Source organism: Paenarthrobacter sp. CCNWLY172, assembly GCF_037402035.1.
Taxonomy (GTDB): domain Bacteria; phylum Actinomycetota; class Actinomycetes; order Actinomycetales; family Micrococcaceae; genus Arthrobacter.
The window spans coordinates 134,152-149,179 of the sequence record NZ_JBBEGB010000006.1 but is presented as its reverse complement, the minus strand read 5'-3'; the positions used below and the strand labels follow the sequence as shown (position 1 = coordinate 149,179).

Sequence of the window (15,028 nt, the reverse complement as noted above, 5' to 3'; positions counted from 1 at the left end):
CGCCGTCCCCCTCATCTTTTACCCTGGGACACCGACAGGAGGAAAGATATGCGCATTGGCATTGTCGGCTGCGGGACAGGGGGAAGCGGCAGCTTCCATAACCGCCGCTGGGATGCGGACATCCTGACGCTCGCCACGGTGTTGGCATCAGGCGAGCCGGGTGAGCTATGGCGCGCGCGGGGCCAGCATGGGCTTGTCCCGTCCGCGCAGGAAAACTACGCCGGCTTCTACACAGAGTTCGCAGGGGCAATCCGTGGCGAAGGCCCCCAACCAGTTCCGGCGTCAGAAGGGATCCATGCCCTCGAAGTCCTTGACGCGGCCCGCCCGTAGCGCGCTGGAGAATGTTGTGGTTGCACTCTGAAGAGGCCCTGCTCCAAGCGCAGAAAACGCCCGATGCCTGCCGGCGTCGGGCGTTTTCCGCCTGGCTGGCAACAAGCACAGCCTCGGAGGACAGCAATGCTGCCAGTCAGCCGGTTACTCCGGCTTTCTCTTTGAAAAGGTGCTCCAGTTCCTCAAGGGACTTGCCTTTGGTCTCCGGAACAGTGCGTTTCACCCACACAATGGCACACAACTGCAGCGCCACGAAGATAAAGAATGTCGCGGAGACTCCCATCAGCGAGACCAACTGCGGGAAGAAGAATCCGATCAGGAAGTTGATCATCCACAACACAAAGACGCAGATACCCATGCCGATGCCACGGACGTGCATGGGGAAGATCTCGGACATGGTCAGCCACGTCACGGTTCCAATACATCCCTGCATGGAAGCAAGGAATGTCACCATGAACAGCAACACCAAGTAGCCACGCAACGTACTTTCCGGCAAGGCAAGGGAGATAAGCGCAATGGCAGTCAGTGATGACGCCGTCCCCATCAACCCCACAATGAGCATGGGCTTCCGGCGCACCCGCGTCATCAAATACATGCCTACGACGACGGCTGCTACGGACGTCATGCCGTTGAGGACGTTGGCAATCAGGGCCCCTTGGTCCCCAAAACCGGATGAGGACAAGATGGTGGTCCCGTAATACATGATGGCATTGACGCCGCTGATCTGGTTGATGATGGCCATGCCAAGACCGACCACGAAGATCCTGCGTATCCAGGGGACAGCGAGATCCTTGAACGTGCCGAGCTTGGACTGATAGTCCTCCCTGGCCGCCTGCCGCACTTCGTCGAACTCAGCCCCGACATCCCCTGCACTCCTTGTCGAGCGCAGAACTTCCAGGACTTCGCCGAATCGACCGGCTGACGCCAGCCAGCGTGGGCTCTCCGGCAGGACGAGCATGCCGAACCATAGAATCACGGCGGGAAGCGTGGCAATCACCAGCATCCAGCGCCACACGTGCATCTCTTCAGGGAACAGGTTTCCCAGCACCGCGTTGGAGGTAAAGGCCAGGAACTGGCCGGTGACGATCATGAGCTCGTTCTGCGTGACGATCCTGCCGCGCTGGGCAGCCGGCGACATTTCGGCCAGATACACGGGAACGATGACCGATGCACCGCCGACGGCGAGACCCAGGACTGTACGGGCAAGGACCAGGAGCTCCGTGCTTGGCGCCAGCGAGCAACCCACGGTGGCAAAGGCGAAGACCAGGGCCAGGCCCATGATCGTCCTGCGCCTTCCAAACCGGTCAGACAACCGGCCCGCGCTGATCGCGCCAAATGCCGCGCCGAACAGCAGCGTTGAGGTGACAAGGCCCTCGGTCAGCGGAGTCAGGCCGAGGTCTTTCTGCATGAACGGCAAAGCACCATTGATCACGCCGGTGTCATAGCCGAACAGCAGTCCACCGAACGTGGAGAACAGCGCTACCTTGCGGAGGAATTTCTTTGGATCAGACGGCTTGCCGGTCTTCCCGGAAGTGGCGGGAGGGGCAGCTGTCCGACCAGTGTCGGTCTCGATGGAAGAAGACTTGGTCATGGTTTCCTTTCCTCGCTACCGCTCCTCAGTTTGTCCGGGCAACATAGTCCACCATTGTCTTGAGCTGGTAGCGGGAAACATCTTCCCCGTTCTCATCCTCGGCGAAGACCGAGGAGACCATCACGGTGTTCTCCTTGTCCAGGAACCCGATCTCCTTCAGACCGCCAAAGAACTCGTCCCAGTTCACGTCACCATCGCCGATCTTGAGGTGCTGGTGGACGCGGACGGCATTGCCGGGCGGGTTGGTGATGTAGCGGAGGCCGTGGGAGGCGTGGTGGTTCATGGTGTCGGAGACGTGCACCAAGCGAAGCTTGTCCCCCGCCGCCCGCATGATCTCCAACGGCTTGTTTCCCATGTGGAACGTGTGCGAGGCAACGTAAACCATCCCGATGTTCGGCGAGTTGACGCCCCGAATGACGCGCAGGGCTGCCAGCCCGTCTTCCACAAAGTCATCAGGGTGCGGATCGATGAGCACGTCCATGTCCTCGCGTTCAATGATCGGCAACAGCTCTTCCATGGAGCGGTAGAACGCGCGCTCGGATTCCTCGGCCCTCTCAGGACGGCCGCTGAACTCGGTGTTCATGGTCTGGACGCCCAAGTCAACCGCGATCTGGATGGCACGCTTCCAGTAGCGAACGGCTGCCTCCCGGGCATCCTCGTCCGGCCCCGACCAGCGAAGAACGGGCAGGACAGACGCGATTTCAACGCCGGCGTCCTTACACGCTGCTTTCAGCTTGGCCACCAGTTCGTCGTCTGCCTTGGGGTGGTTGAAGAATGGGATGAGGTCCGCGTGCGGTGTCATCTGCAGGTACTTGTAGCCAAGGTCTGCAGCTACCCGGGGAAACTCCAACAAGCTGTGGCTGTGGTGGAACGGCGTGGGATCAAGTGCGATTTTCATGGCCCATCCCCTACTTGTAAAGATCCGGTTTGGTGTTCAGCCGGACTTTGACCTTTTCGCCGGACTTCTGGGCCTCGACGCCTGCTTCGCAGCAAGCAGCGGTGGCATAACCGTCCCAGGCGGTTGGACCGCCGATGTCGCCGCGAAGGGCGGCGTCCACCCAAGCCTGCACCTCGACGTCGTACGCTGCTCCGAAACGGTCCTCGAAGCCGGGCGTGACGTTGCCGCCCCACTTGCCGGCGCTTTGAACGTAGGGGCCGTTGTCGCCACCGATGCTGACGATCCCGTCTTCGAAGGACGCCTGCGTGGCCACCTGGTAGCCGAACTTTGCGTTGACATAGATTTCGACGTCGGCCAACACACCTGACTCGGTCTCCAGCAGTACGTGCTGGGGGTCATGCTGGCCGTTCGGTGCATTGCGTGTCGCCTTACCCAGACGGACCTGCACGGAGGTGATTTCCTCACCGGTGAAGTAGCGGATCGCGTCGAACTCGTGGACCACGGAGTCGTTGATCAGCATCTCGTTGGTGAAGCCCGCAGGCGTGCTCGGGTTGCGGTGCTGGTGGTGCAGCATCAACAACTCCCCCAATTCGTTGTTGCGAATGATCGCACCCAACGCCGAGTACTCGGCATCGAAGCGGCGCATGAAACCCACTTGGATACGTTTGTGGCCCAACGCCTGTTCAGCCTGGACAATCTTCCACGCACTTTCGGCGTCCGGCGTCAGGGGCTTCTCGCAGAGAATCGGGAAGTCTTTCTCCAAAGCCTTGTACAGGATTTCCTCGTGAAGGAAGCCGGGGGTCGCGATCAGGACGGCGTTCACGTCGCCGTTGTTCAGGGCCTCATCGGCGCTGGACAGCGCGACGGCGCCATTGATGCCCTCGACGGCGGCCTGCGCCCGGGCAAGGTCGACATCGACGACGGCGGCAACTTCAGCGCCGTGGATGCGGGTGCTGAGGCGCTTGATGTGGTCCGCACCCATGCGGCCCGCACCGATGACGGCAACGCGGAGAGTCTTGGTCACTGTATTTGTCCTTCGTGAAGTTCTTCTGGCTGGCTGTTGCTGGCAGTGTTACTGGACCCTGGTACGGGATCCGCAGGACAGCAGGTAATTGCGGGTTCGCTTGGCGATCGGCATGGGTACGTCGAAGGCTACCGGGTACATGTCCTGTTCCACGATGCCGAAGATCGGCCGGTTGAGTGCCTCGACCGCTTCGATGACGGCGCGCAAATCGGGGAGGCCGTTCGGCGGCTCGGTCATCACACCGGCCAGGTTGGCGGCCGCCCAGGTCATGTTCTTTTCGTTGACCTCGGCGAGGACCTCAGGATTGATCTGCTTCAGATGCAGGTATCCAATGCGGTCAGGATAGTTCTTGATGAGTTCCAGGCTGGACGCGCCGCAGTACTCCGCGTGCCCAGTGTCCAGGCAGAGGTTCAGGTACCGCGGATCCGTGGCAGCCAGAAGGGTCTCGATGTCCTGCTGGGCTCCAACGTGGGAGTCGGCGTGGGAGTGGAACTGTTGATGCAGCCCGAAGTCCTCCAGGAGGACCTTGCCCATACGGTTGTGGCCTGCGAACAGGTCAGCCCATTGCTCATCTGTCAGTTCGCCGTTCTCCACAGCTTCGCCGGTGACGTCGTCGCGCCACATCGCGGGGATGACCACGATGTGTTCACCGCCCAGGGCGGCCGTGAGTTCGGCCACCTTGCGGGCCGGTTCCCACGCCTGGTCGTACTGCGCCGCACCGCGGTGGAACGCCGTGAAGACCGTGCCCGCCGTGACTTTGAGGTCGCGCTGCTTCAGTTCCTCAGCCAGCCGGGTGGGGTCGTCGGGCAAATAGCCATACGGACCCAATTCAATCCACTTGTAGCCGGACTCCGCTACTTCATCCAGGAATCGCTCCCATGGCGTTTGCTGGGGGTCATCTGCGAACCATACGCCCCAGGAATCGGGGGCGGTACCAATGATCAGCTTGTTCTCGACATCAGTCATGACGGCGTTGTCTTCCTTCGCGACGGTGGGGATAGGTTCAGTTGGAGGGGAAGTTGTACGAGGCGCCGGAGGCGTGGGTGGGTTCGGGCCAGCGTGAGGTGATGACTTTGCCACGGGTGTAGAAGGAGACGCCCTCGGGGCCGTAGATGTGCTTGTCGCCGAAGAGGGAGTTCTTCCAGCCGCCGAAGGAGTGGTAGGCCACCGGGACGGGAAGGGGCACGTTGATGCCGACCATGCCTACGGTCACGGAGCGCTGGAACTTGCGGGCATGTGCACCCGAAGAGGTGAAGATCGCGGTCCCGTTGCCGTAGGGGTTGGAATTGATCAACGCGATGCCCTCTTCGAGGTCTGCGACGCGGACTACGACGAGGACGGGGCCGAAGATTTCCTCGGTGTAGGCGGTCATTTCGGTCTTGACGTGGTCGATCACGGTGGGACCCACCCAGAAACCGTCTTCGTGGCCGGGGACCACCAGATCGCGGCCGTCCACCACCATGGCAGCGCCGGCGGTTTCGGCTTCCGTGACGATCTTGACGATGCGTTCCTTGGACGCCGGGGTAATCACCGGGCCCATTTCGGCGTCGGGTTCGGTGCCGTTCTTGACCTTCACGGCCAGGGCGCGTTCTTCGACCTTCTTCACGATCAGGTCCGCGGCGTCCCCGACGGCAACGGCGACGGAGATGGCCATGCAGCGCTCCCCCGCGGAGCCGAAAGCGGCAGCAGCGAGGTGGTCTGCTGCGTTGTCCAGGTCAGCGTCGGGCATCACGATCGCGTGGTTCTTCGCGCCGCCCAGGGCCTGGACGCGCTTGCCGTGCTTGGTGGCGGTCTCGTGGACGTACTGGGCGATCGGAGTGGAGCCGACGAAGGAAATGCCATCCACGTCCGGGTGGGTCAGGAGGCCGTCCACGGTTTCCTTGCCGCCGTGCAGGACCTGGAACACGCCATCGGGCAGGCCGGCCTGCTTCCAGAGTTTGGCCAGCAGCATGGACGCTGACGGGTCACGCTCGGAGGGCTTAAGGATAAAGGCATTTCCGGTGGCGATGGCCATCGGGGCCATCCACAACGGCACCATGACGGGGAAGTTGAAAGGCGTAATACCTGCAACCACGCCCAAGGGTTCGCGGAAGGAGAAGACATCGATGCCGGTGGAGACCTGGTCCGAGTAGTCGCCCTTGAGCAGCTGCGGGATGCCACAGGCGAACTCGATGACTTCCAGGCCGCGGCCGATCTCGCCCTTCGCATCGGAGAGGACCTTGCCGTGCTCGGCGGTGATCAGCTCGGCAAGTTCGTCCACGTGGGCGGCGACGAGCTCGCGGAACTTGAACAACACCGCAGTGCGCTTGGCCAGGGAAATGTCGCCCCACGAATCCGCGGCCTTGCGGGCCGCGGCAACGGTGGTGTTCAGGTCAGCCTCGTTGGCCAGGCGCAGTTCAGCCGAAACCTGGCCGGTAGCCGGGTTGTAGACCGGCTGGGTGCGGTCCCCTTCGCCTGTGGTTTCAGCGCCGTTGATGAAATGGTGAATGGTGGTCAGTGTGGTCGTCGTCGACATGTGCGGACTTCCTTGTAGTCTGTGGCTTTTAGGCGGGGCTGTGACTAGCCGAGCAGTTTGCGCTGGCGGTTCTTGTGGTCGGTGTACGTCTTGTAGGCCTGCTGGGTGGATTCGAGATCAGAGACCTGCGAGACCGGAACGTCCCACCAGGACTCGGAGCTCGGGGCGTCCAGCAAAGGATCGGACTCGACGTGGATCACGATCGGCCCGGTTTCCGGGGCGGCCTTGGCTTCCTTGATGGCAGCGCCGAGGGCTTCGATGACGTTCTCCCCCGGTTCGATCCGGATGACCCTTGCGCCCAGCGATTCGGCGTTGGTGGCGAGGTCGATGGGAAGGTTCTCGCCGGCGTCGAAGCTGTGCTGTTCCTTGTCCAGGACGCGGTACTGCGTGCCGAAGCGCTGGGATCCGAGCGACTCGGAGAGGGAACCGATGGAGGCGTAGCCGTGGTTCTGGATGAGGACCACAATCAGTTTGATGCGTTCGGCGACGGCGGTGACCAGTTCGGTGTGCATCATCAGGTAGGAACCGTCCCCCACCATGACGACGACGTCGCGCTCAGGCCCGCCTGCTGCCGCTTCGGCCAGTGCGGCGCGCTTTACGCCCAAACCGCCGGGGATTTCGTAGCCCATGCAGGAGTACGCGTATTCCACGTGGTAGCCGAATGGATCCCGGACCCGCCACATCTTGTGCAGGTCCCCCGGCAGGGAACCGGCGGCGCAAATGACCACGTCCTGGTCATCCATGGCCTTGTTGGTGGCTCCGATGATCTCGTTCTGGGCAGGCAGCGGCGTGTAACGGGTCTCGAAAGCCTCATCTACGATCGCGTTCCAGCGCTTCTTTTCGGCAGCGACCTTCTGTTCCAGGTCGGCACCGACGCGGTAACCGCCCAGGGCCTGGTTGAGCTTCACCAGTGCCTTGCGTGCGTCAGCGACAATCGGCAGCGTGGTGCCGTGTTTGTACGCGTCGATCGGGGCGACGTTGATGTTCACGAACTTCACGTCCGGGTTCTGGAACGCCGTGCGGGACGCAGTGGTGAAGTCCTCGTAGCGTGTCCCGATCCCAATGATCAGGTCCGCTTCGGCAGCAAAGGCGTTGGCCGCCGTCGTACCGGTTGAACCGATGGCACCGAGGGAGGACGCGTGGTCCCACGGCAGGACGCCGACGCCGGCCTGGGTGTTCCCTACTGGAATGCCTGTCAGTTCGGCGAACCTGGCGAGTTCGTCGTTGGCGTAAGCGTAGAGGACGCCCCCGCCGGCAATGATCAGCGGGCGCTTGGCGGCGCGGATGGCCTCCACGGCGCGGCGGATGTCGTCATCCTCGGCCTCAGGACGGCGGATCCGCCATTCACGCGCGGCCAGGAACTCTTCCGGGACGTCGAAGGCCTCAGCCTGGACATCCTGCGGCAGCGAAATGGTCACCGCGCCGGTCTCCGCCGGGTCCGTCAGGACCCGCAGGCCATGGTGGAACGCGGAGAACAGCTGCTCCGGACGCGAAACGCGGTCGAAGAACTTCGACAACGGACGGAAAGCATCATTGACCGTGATGTCGTAGGCGTACGGGAGTTCCAGCTGCTGCAACACCGGGTCAGCCGCGCGGGTGGCGAAAGTGTCACTGGGCAGCAGCAGCACCGGCAGGCGGTTGGTGGTGGCCAACGCTGCACCGGTCAGCAAGTTCGAGGAACCCGGGCCAATGGAGGTGCTGATCGCGAATGTCTGCCGGCGACGGGTGTGCCGCGCGTAGCCAACAGCCTGATGTACCTGGGCCTGCTCATTCCGGCCTTGGTAGTACGGCATGATGGACGGGTCCGCGGCCTGGTACTGCTTCAACGCCTGGCCAACACCGGCAACGTTGCCGTGCCCGAAGATGCCGAACGTGCCCGGAATCAGCCGCTCGCGGTAGTCCACACCGTTGATGGAGTCCACGGTGTATTGCTTGGAAAGAAATTCGACCACGGCCTGCGCCACGGTCATCCGACGGGTTGCTGTACCCATTGCTAGCTACTCCGATACTTTCACTGGAATACGGTCTGACATGGTCTGCTCATCCGCGGCGGCGATCACAGGCGAAGTTTTCAGCAACGACGCGGCAGTCGCAACGGCACCGGCCACATCGCCGTCGTGCGGGTAAAGCAGCGTCCTGCCCACAGTGAGGCCCCGAACGCCGGGCAATGCCAGGGCTGCCTGCCAACTGGCGAACACCTCCTCCTGGCTTCCGTCCGGATCGCCACCCAACAGCACGGTAGGCATGGTGGTGGAAGCCATGACACGTTCCATCTCTGCCACCACCGGCAGCTTCATCCAGGTATACGCACTGGTGGAGCCAAGGCCTTCGGCGATGCCGACAGATTTGATCACGGCGTCAGCGCGAAGGTCGTTGCGGACCTTTCCGTGCGCATCCCGTACTGAAAGGAACGGCTCCACCATGGCGATGAGCTTGCGTTCGGCCAGAGAATCGATCGCCTTGGCAGTGGATTCAAGGGTGGCCACAGTGTCCGGGTCGCCGAGACAGATCCGTGTCAGCATTTTGCCGCCGTCGGCACCGAGCGCCTCCAACGCGGCAGCGGTATGGCCGGTGAAACGGTCATCGAACTCGTTCACCAGGCCTGCCAGCCCACCGCGGTTCATGGATCCGAAAACGAGCTTGCCTTCCAAGGCTCCCAGCAAAAGCAGATCGTCCATGATGTCCGGAGAGGCGAGAATGCCATCAACGGCAGGGTTCGCCAAAGCGATCTGCAAACGGTCCAGAAGATCCCTGCGATCAGCCATGGCCATCGGCTGCGAACCTACGGACAGTGCGCCGCGGGCCGGGTGGTCGGCAGCGACGATGAAGTTCTGGGTATCGTGCTTAAGGCCCGGGTGCTTGCGGCGGGTGGCCGCAGCGCGGGCAACAGCCTCAGGGTCTTCGAGCCTGATCCGGCTCAGGTGTTCATAACGGCGTGGATCATCGTTGAGGTTCAACGCACTGCTCCTTCTGCAAAAGTGGAGGAGGCTGCAAGGGTGGCACCAGGGATGGACCGGCCACGCTCTGCCAGCAGCGAGGTGACCTCGTCCGGCGTCGGCATCGCATCCGCACAGGAAAGGCGGGAGGCGACGATCGCACCGGAAGCGTTGGCGTAGTCCAAGACCTCTGACAGCGGCCAGCCGGACAGCAGCCCGTGGCAGAAGGCGCCACCAAAGGAATCGCCGGCACCCAGGCCATTGACGGTTTCCACGGGGACCGGAGCCGACACCACGCGTTCGGTACGGGTCTTGGCCATAACCCCTTCGGGCCCGAGTTTTACGACGGCGATTTCGACGCCGGCAGCCAGCAGGCGGTCCGCCTGCTCATCAGGCGTTCCCTCCCCCACGGCAACAGCGCATTCCTTGTCGTTGCCGATCGCTACAGTCACGTGCGGGAGAACCTTCGCAACCTCGGCGCGGGCTTCGGCTTCCGAGGCCCAGAACATGGGGCGGTAATCCAGATCCAGGATGGTGAACTGGCCCTCCTTGAGTCCGGTGCGGGGGCGGGCCTCGTGTGCTGAGATATGGGCTTTGCGGCTGGGTTCCTGGCAGAGGCCGGTGACAGTGGACCAAAAAATCCCGGCGTCCCGGATGGCGTCAAGATCGAGGTCTTCAGCCTTGATCTGCAGGTCGGGGGCGGTGGGAAACCGGCCGTAGAAGTACAGAGGGAAGTCTTCCGGCGGTTTGATCGCGCAGAAGGTCACGGCAGTGGGGTACTCCTTGACCGGCAAGACGAAGGAATCGTCCACATTGAACTTTTGCAGTTCCCGGTGAAGGTAATTACCGAACGCGTCGTCACCGGTGCGGGTGATGATTCCCGTACGTCGACCATGACGTGCGGCAGCAACGGCCACGTTGGAGGGTGAACCTCCAAGGTATTTGCCGAAGGACGTCACGTCTTCCAGGTCCACCCCAATGTCGTTCGGGTAGATATCAACGCTGATGCGCCCGATCGTAAGCAGTTCGTGGGTCACGGTGATCGTTGACCTTTCTTTTGTGAACTCTGAACCTTTGAGCGCTGGGCCCCAATGCCTTGCCACCCCTCAGTGAGCGGGGCCACATGACTACTCTGCACCAGAATCAATGTCCTGTCAAAGGTTTGTACTGACATATTTACAACGAAACGTATGGACCCCGCACACTCCGGAAGAACACACTCCGCGGACCGCCGGCGGCGACACCTCTTGGCCCGGCAGCGGAGGCTACTTGCCCGGAACCGCCAATTCGCCCGTCACGTACTGGGCGCGGCCAAAGCCAAAGGACCAGTCGCTTGCCGTGTTTTCGACATACCCAAGGAACACATCCTCACCCCCGACCCCAACCCCACCCAGTCGGTCGGCAATCGCCGCGAACAAGGACTGCTTTGCTTCCCCACTCCGCCCCTCCTGGGTGAATATTTGGATCATGACGACGTTTGACGTCCGCTCAAAACCCAACCCGGCATCCTGGGCGTAGATCTGGCCCTCGGGGTGCTCCGTGACGATATGGAAGTAGTCGCGCTCAGGGATGCCATACTCAGCGAGGATCGCGTCATGGATGCTTCGGCTGATGGCGGCCAGCTCCTCCGGACCCCTGCCGGCATTTACGTCAATTCGAACAAGCGGCATCTTGACCCCCTAGTAAGTTTGTCCTGACATACTAACAAATCGTGAATGGGGGATGCAAGGACGGACGAGGAACGCTGGAATCAGGAGTACTGAAGGATCAAGGGATCCCTACAGGAGCCCGGCCTTGCCCACGCCGAGACTCTTGGCACATCGGTTTGACCCCGCCCGGATGCGGACGAGGTGACTTAACCAGCGAATGCCCCACCCCTGATGAAAGGGCGGGGCATTCTTCATCGGCTGCGACGCTATTCGGCGGCCCGGCCTCCCTGATGCGCACCCGCGATGTTCACCAGCCACCCAATGCCGAACCTGTCGACGCACATCCCGAAGGTGTCACCCCAAGGTGCCGTTTCCAGCGGTACGGTGACGGTACCGTCCTCCACCAGCTTGTCCCAGAAACCACGGAGTTCACTTTCGTCCGTGGCTTCGCCGCTGAGCGAGACAGAGATGTTATCGCCGGGGTTGTACGGCATGCCGTTGGGAGTATCAGCAGCCATGAGCGTCAATCCACCCGGCGCTTCCAGCATGGCATGCATGACCTTGCCGGCCTCAGCCGGGTCCTCACTCGCCTGGTAGTCGCCGAAAGTGCTGATATTCAGCTCACCGCCGAAAACCGATTGATAGAAGGTGATGGCATCGCGGGCGTTGTCACGGAACGAGATGTAAGGGTTCAGACGGGTTGTCATTGGTCGGTCTCCTTCTGGTTGATTTTTGGTTGGTTACAGAGCAGCGTTCGTTACAGTGCGGCAATGCCGACTGCGCCAGGTGGCGCCCTTTCCGCAAGTCCTCAGCCGCCGTCGTACGCCTTTTGCAGGGCGTCGATGTCCAGCTTCCGCATCTTCATCATGGCCTCCATGGCACGCCGCGACCCGTCAGGATCAGAGCCACCCAAAAGGGCAGACATGGCCGTGGGGACAATCTGCCATGACAAACCAAACCTGTCCTTCAGCCACCCGCACATGCTCTCCTCACCCCCGGCGAGGAGAGCATCCCAGTAACGGTCCACCTCCTCCTGGGAATCGCAGTTCACCATCAAGGAGACGGCCTCATTGAACTTGTGGGCCGGTCCACCATTGAGGCCCATGAACTGCCGGCCATCAATCTCGAATTCAACGGTCAGGGCTTGGCCATCGGGCCCGGGCGTGATGCGTCCCATGGAGGATCCATCAAAAATCGATGTGTAGAACTCTGCCGCTTCGGCCGCTTGGCCGTCGAACCATAGACAGGTGGAAATCTTCTGCATGAAGCACTCCTCAGCGATCCGGGGGAAGCCCTGCTCCCCAGACAGACGCTAGTCCTGTGAGTTGCTCCACACAACGCTCCACTCAAGCAAACGCGACTTCGCGTACGGGTGACACCCCGGATAGTGTCGTGGGCATGCCTTCACCTTCACGACTGTGGATCCCCGCAGCCATCGCGGACGTTCTGTTGATTCTTGTCTTCGCAGCCATTGGCAGGGACGCGCACGCCCGCGGAGACATAGTTTCCGGCGCCTTCGCCACGGCGTGGCCCTTCCTGACCGGAGCAGCCCTTGCGTGGCTGGCAGCGCGCGCCTGGCGCAGTCCTTTGGCTGTCTGGCCAACAGGCGTCCTCGTCTGGATCAGCGCAGTACTGGTGGGAATGCTGCTCCGGGCTGTTACAGGCCAAACGGTGGTCCTGCCTTTCGTGATCGTCGCACTCATCTCCCTCGGGATTTTCCTGCTCAGCTACCGGGCCCTGGCCGCACTCTGGCTGCGCGTCTCCCGGAGGCGGCAACGCCGCGTTTGAACAGGACCTGTCCCCAGCCGATGCACTAGGCTGAAACAGTCCGCAACGCTGCTTTTCCGGAAAGGCCCCACGTGATCACCGCTTTCGTCCTGATCAAGACAGATGCCTCACGCATCCCGGAGACAGCAGAGCAAATCTCTGCCATACAGGGCATCAGCGAGGTCTATTCGGTCACGGGTGAATGGGATCTCATAGCCGTAGCCAGGGTGACCAAGCACGAAGAGTTGGCCGACGTCATCGCCGACAAGTTATCGAAGGTGGATTCTGTGGTTCATACCACCACCCACATTGCCTTCAGGGCCTACTCGCAGCACGACCTTGACGCGGCGTTCGCGCTCGGCTTCGAGTAAGAGACTCCCTGCCCTAAAGATCACTCCGGCTAAGTTCCGTCCACTTCGCGAGGACGCCGGCAGCCTTGCCTGAGTCCACCGACTCGGCCGCCCGGGCGAATGCCTTGCGCATGCGCTCAGTCAGGGTTCCCTCAGCGTCCGGGGCATAAGACACCAGGCCCGCGGCTGCATTGAGGAGGACGGCGTCCCGCACCGGGCCCGCCTTACCCTCGAGGATGTCGCGTACAACTCCCGCGTTTGCAGCAGCGTCACCCCCACGCAGATCCGCCACCGTAGAGGGGCCGATACCAAGTTCCGCCGGAGAGAACACCTGCTCGGTGACTGTGCCGTTCCTGATCTCCCAGACTGTGGATGGTCCCGTAGGCGTGAGCTCATCGAGTCCGTCGTCCCCACGGAAGACCAGTCCACGGCTGCCGCGGCGGGCCAGCACGCCAGCCACCAGCGGAGCCATCCGGACATTGGCAACACCCACAGCAGAGGCCTGTACGTGGGCCGGGTTGGTCAGGGGGCCCAGGAAATTGAAGGCAGTGGGAACCGCCAATTCGCGGCGGGGCACAGCCGTATGCCGGAATGAAGGATGGAAAACCTGCGCGAAACAGAAGGTGATTCCTGCCTCTTCAGCATTCCGGGCCACTTGCTCGATCGAGAGGTCCAGCCGAACACCCAAGGCCTCCAACACGTCTGCCGAACCGGAAGTCGACGAAGCTGCCCTGTTGCCGTGCTTGACCACCTTGGCGCCGGCGCCGGCAGCAACGAGCGCTGCCATGGTGGAGATGTTCACGGTATTGAGCCGGTCACCACCTGTCCCTACGATGTCGAGCTTCTCACCGGTGATTTCAATCGGGTTGGCGTGCTGGACCATGGCTTGAACCAGGCCCGCCAGCTCCTCCACGGTCTCTCCCTTGGCACGGAGGGCAACAAGGAACCCGGCAATCTGCGCAGGAGTCGCTTCACCGGACATGATCGTGTTCATGGCCCACTCTGTATTGCCCACTGCAAGGTCGTCGCCGTTGATCAGTGCTGAGATGAGCCCAGGCCAGGTATTGCTGGCTGCAGGTGCCGATGCCGGAGAAGTCACCCACTGATGCTATCGACCCTGCCACGCCGATGACCAATGTGAACGCGGTCGGGAACTTTTCCGCGCGATTTCGCGTCTTTGTAGAAAAAGTCTCCCGAATCGGTGGTTTGCATTGGGAACTCTGGACTTTTACAGACATAATGTCCTTGTGACATCTGCGACCCATGCCCCCAGTACCCCGGCGCACCCGACGCTGAACCGCCCCAACCTGGTTTCTGTTGGAACCGTTGTTTGGCTGTCCAGTGAGTTGATGTTCTTCGCCGGCCTCTTTGCCATGTACTTCACCCTGCGCTCCACATCCGGACTGATGTGGGCCGAGGAGACGGCCAAGCTCAACTTCCCGTTTGCGCTCGTCAACACGATCGTCCTTGTGGCAAGTTCGTTTACTTGCCAGATGGGCGTTTTTGCCGCCGAGCGGCTCGAACCGCGCCGTACCGGCCGCCCGCTCCAAATCACCCGCTGGGGCATGTCTGAATGGTTTGTCCTCACCTTCATCATGGGTGCCTTCTTCGTAGCCGGACAGACCACGGAATACGCCATGCTCGTCTCCGAGCATGTGTCCTTGTCCTCCAACGCCTACGGCTCCGCCTTCTACATGACAACGGGCTTCCACGGCCTGCACGTCATTGGCGGCCTGATCGCCTTCCTGTTCATCATTGGCCGCGCTTTTGCAGCCAAGAAGTTCGGACACTTTGAAGCGACGTCGGCGATCGTCACCTCGTACTACTGGCACTTTGTCGACGTTGTGTGGATCGGCCTCTTCCTGGTCATCTACGTCCTCAAGTAAGCCCGGCTTTGACTCTTTTTCTACAAGAGGCAGAATTTCAAGAAGCGGCTCGCGGAGCCGACGCAGGATCGAATAAAGGAAC

The 15,028-nt window shown here is 61.8% G+C and carries 16 protein-coding genes; 4 read left to right on the top strand and 12 right to left on the bottom strand.

Features of this window, described 5'->3' with window-relative positions; all coding sequences use genetic code 11:
* Positions 1 to 48 precede the first annotated feature (48 nt).
* A complete protein-coding gene (locus WBN73_RS11280; protein WP_337340289.1) occupies positions 49 to 330 on the top strand; it encodes a hypothetical protein in 282 nt (93 codons plus the stop codon).
* Positions 331 to 466: 136 nt separating this feature from the next.
* On the opposite strand, the gene WBN73_RS11275 is transcribed toward WBN73_RS11280, so the two are convergent.
* From WBN73_RS11275 to WBN73_RS11225, 11 genes are all read right to left on the bottom strand, one after another.
* On the bottom strand, positions 467 to 1,921 hold the full coding sequence (locus WBN73_RS11275; RefSeq protein WP_337340288.1) for a sugar porter family MFS transporter: 1,455 nt from the start codon (positions 1,919 to 1,921) through the stop codon (positions 467 to 469).
* Positions 1,922 to 1,946: 25 nt separating this feature from the next.
* Positions 1,947 to 2,819, bottom strand: a complete 873-nt coding sequence (locus WBN73_RS11270) for a sugar phosphate isomerase/epimerase family protein (RefSeq protein WP_337340287.1) — start codon at positions 2,817 to 2,819, stop codon at positions 1,947 to 1,949.
* 10 nt (positions 2,820 to 2,829) lie between these two features.
* Positions 2,830 to 3,843 carry a Gfo/Idh/MocA family protein gene (locus WBN73_RS11265; protein WP_280622898.1) on the bottom strand — a complete coding sequence of 338 codons (1,014 nt, stop codon included), beginning with the start codon at positions 3,841 to 3,843 and terminating at the stop codon, positions 2,830 to 2,832.
* 48 nt (positions 3,844 to 3,891) lie between these two features.
* Positions 3,892 to 4,809: a sugar phosphate isomerase/epimerase family protein gene (locus tag WBN73_RS11260; protein ID WP_280622899.1), complete on the bottom strand. Its 918-nt coding sequence runs from the start codon at positions 4,807 to 4,809 to the stop codon at positions 3,892 to 3,894.
* 37 nt (positions 4,810 to 4,846) lie between these two features.
* Positions 4,847 to 6,358 carry a CoA-acylating methylmalonate-semialdehyde dehydrogenase gene (locus WBN73_RS11255; RefSeq protein ID WP_207593612.1) on the bottom strand — a complete coding sequence of 504 codons (1,512 nt, stop codon included), beginning with the start codon at positions 6,356 to 6,358 and terminating at the stop codon, positions 4,847 to 4,849.
* A 44-nt stretch (positions 6,359 to 6,402) separates the two neighbouring features.
* Positions 6,403 to 8,349, bottom strand: coding sequence for a 3D-(3,5/4)-trihydroxycyclohexane-1,2-dione acylhydrolase (decyclizing) (gene iolD / locus WBN73_RS11250; RefSeq protein ID WP_207593613.1), 1,947 nt, complete (start codon positions 8,347 to 8,349; stop codon positions 6,403 to 6,405).
* 6 nt (positions 8,350 to 8,355) lie between these two features.
* Positions 8,356 to 9,315, bottom strand: coding sequence for a Cgl0159 family (beta/alpha)8-fold protein (locus tag WBN73_RS11245; protein ID WP_280622900.1), 960 nt, complete (start codon positions 9,313 to 9,315; stop codon positions 8,356 to 8,358).
* Positions 9,312 to 10,331, bottom strand: a complete 1,020-nt coding sequence (iolC, locus tag WBN73_RS11240) for a 5-dehydro-2-deoxygluconokinase (RefSeq protein ID WP_337340286.1) — start codon at positions 10,329 to 10,331, stop codon at positions 9,312 to 9,314. Before iolC ends, WBN73_RS11245 begins: the two co-directional genes overlap by 4 nt.
* A 228-nt stretch (positions 10,332 to 10,559) precedes the next feature.
* Positions 10,560 to 10,964 (bottom strand): tautomerase family protein, encoded by a 405-nt coding sequence (locus WBN73_RS11235; RefSeq protein ID WP_337340285.1) that lies wholly within the window; start codon positions 10,962 to 10,964, stop codon positions 10,560 to 10,562.
* 245 nt (positions 10,965 to 11,209) lie between these two features.
* The gene (locus WBN73_RS11230; RefSeq protein ID WP_337340284.1) at positions 11,210 to 11,650 is read right to left on the bottom strand and encodes a VOC family protein; all 441 of its coding nucleotides are present in this window, start codon (positions 11,648 to 11,650) and stop codon (positions 11,210 to 11,212) included.
* Positions 11,651 to 11,751: 101 nt separating this feature from the next.
* Positions 11,752 to 12,207, bottom strand: coding sequence for a VOC family protein (locus WBN73_RS11225; RefSeq protein WP_337340283.1), 456 nt, complete (start codon positions 12,205 to 12,207; stop codon positions 11,752 to 11,754).
* A 134-nt stretch (positions 12,208 to 12,341) separates the two neighbouring features.
* Here WBN73_RS11225 and WBN73_RS11220 point away from each other — a divergent pair, with 134 nt between their 5' ends.
* Positions 12,342 to 12,731 (top strand): DUF3054 domain-containing protein, encoded by a 390-nt coding sequence (locus tag WBN73_RS11220; protein ID WP_280622905.1) that lies wholly within the window; start codon positions 12,342 to 12,344, stop codon positions 12,729 to 12,731.
* A gap of 71 nt (positions 12,732 to 12,802) precedes the next feature.
* Positions 12,803 to 13,081, top strand: a complete 279-nt coding sequence (locus WBN73_RS11215; protein ID WP_207593620.1) for an Lrp/AsnC family transcriptional regulator — start codon at positions 12,803 to 12,805, stop codon at positions 13,079 to 13,081.
* Between the two features lie 13 nt (positions 13,082 to 13,094).
* Here the strand turns inward: WBN73_RS11215 and trpD are convergent, their stop codons facing one another.
* On the bottom strand, positions 13,095 to 14,159 hold the full coding sequence (gene trpD / locus WBN73_RS11210) for an anthranilate phosphoribosyltransferase (RefSeq protein ID WP_207593621.1): 1,065 nt from the start codon (positions 14,157 to 14,159) through the stop codon (positions 13,095 to 13,097).
* Between the two features lie 148 nt (positions 14,160 to 14,307).
* Between trpD and ctaE the strand changes: the two genes are divergently transcribed.
* The gene (gene ctaE / locus WBN73_RS11205) at positions 14,308 to 14,946 is read left to right on the top strand and encodes an aa3-type cytochrome oxidase subunit III (RefSeq protein WP_089595178.1); all 639 of its coding nucleotides are present in this window, start codon (positions 14,308 to 14,310) and stop codon (positions 14,944 to 14,946) included.
* Positions 14,947 to 15,028: the final 82 nt, after the last annotated feature.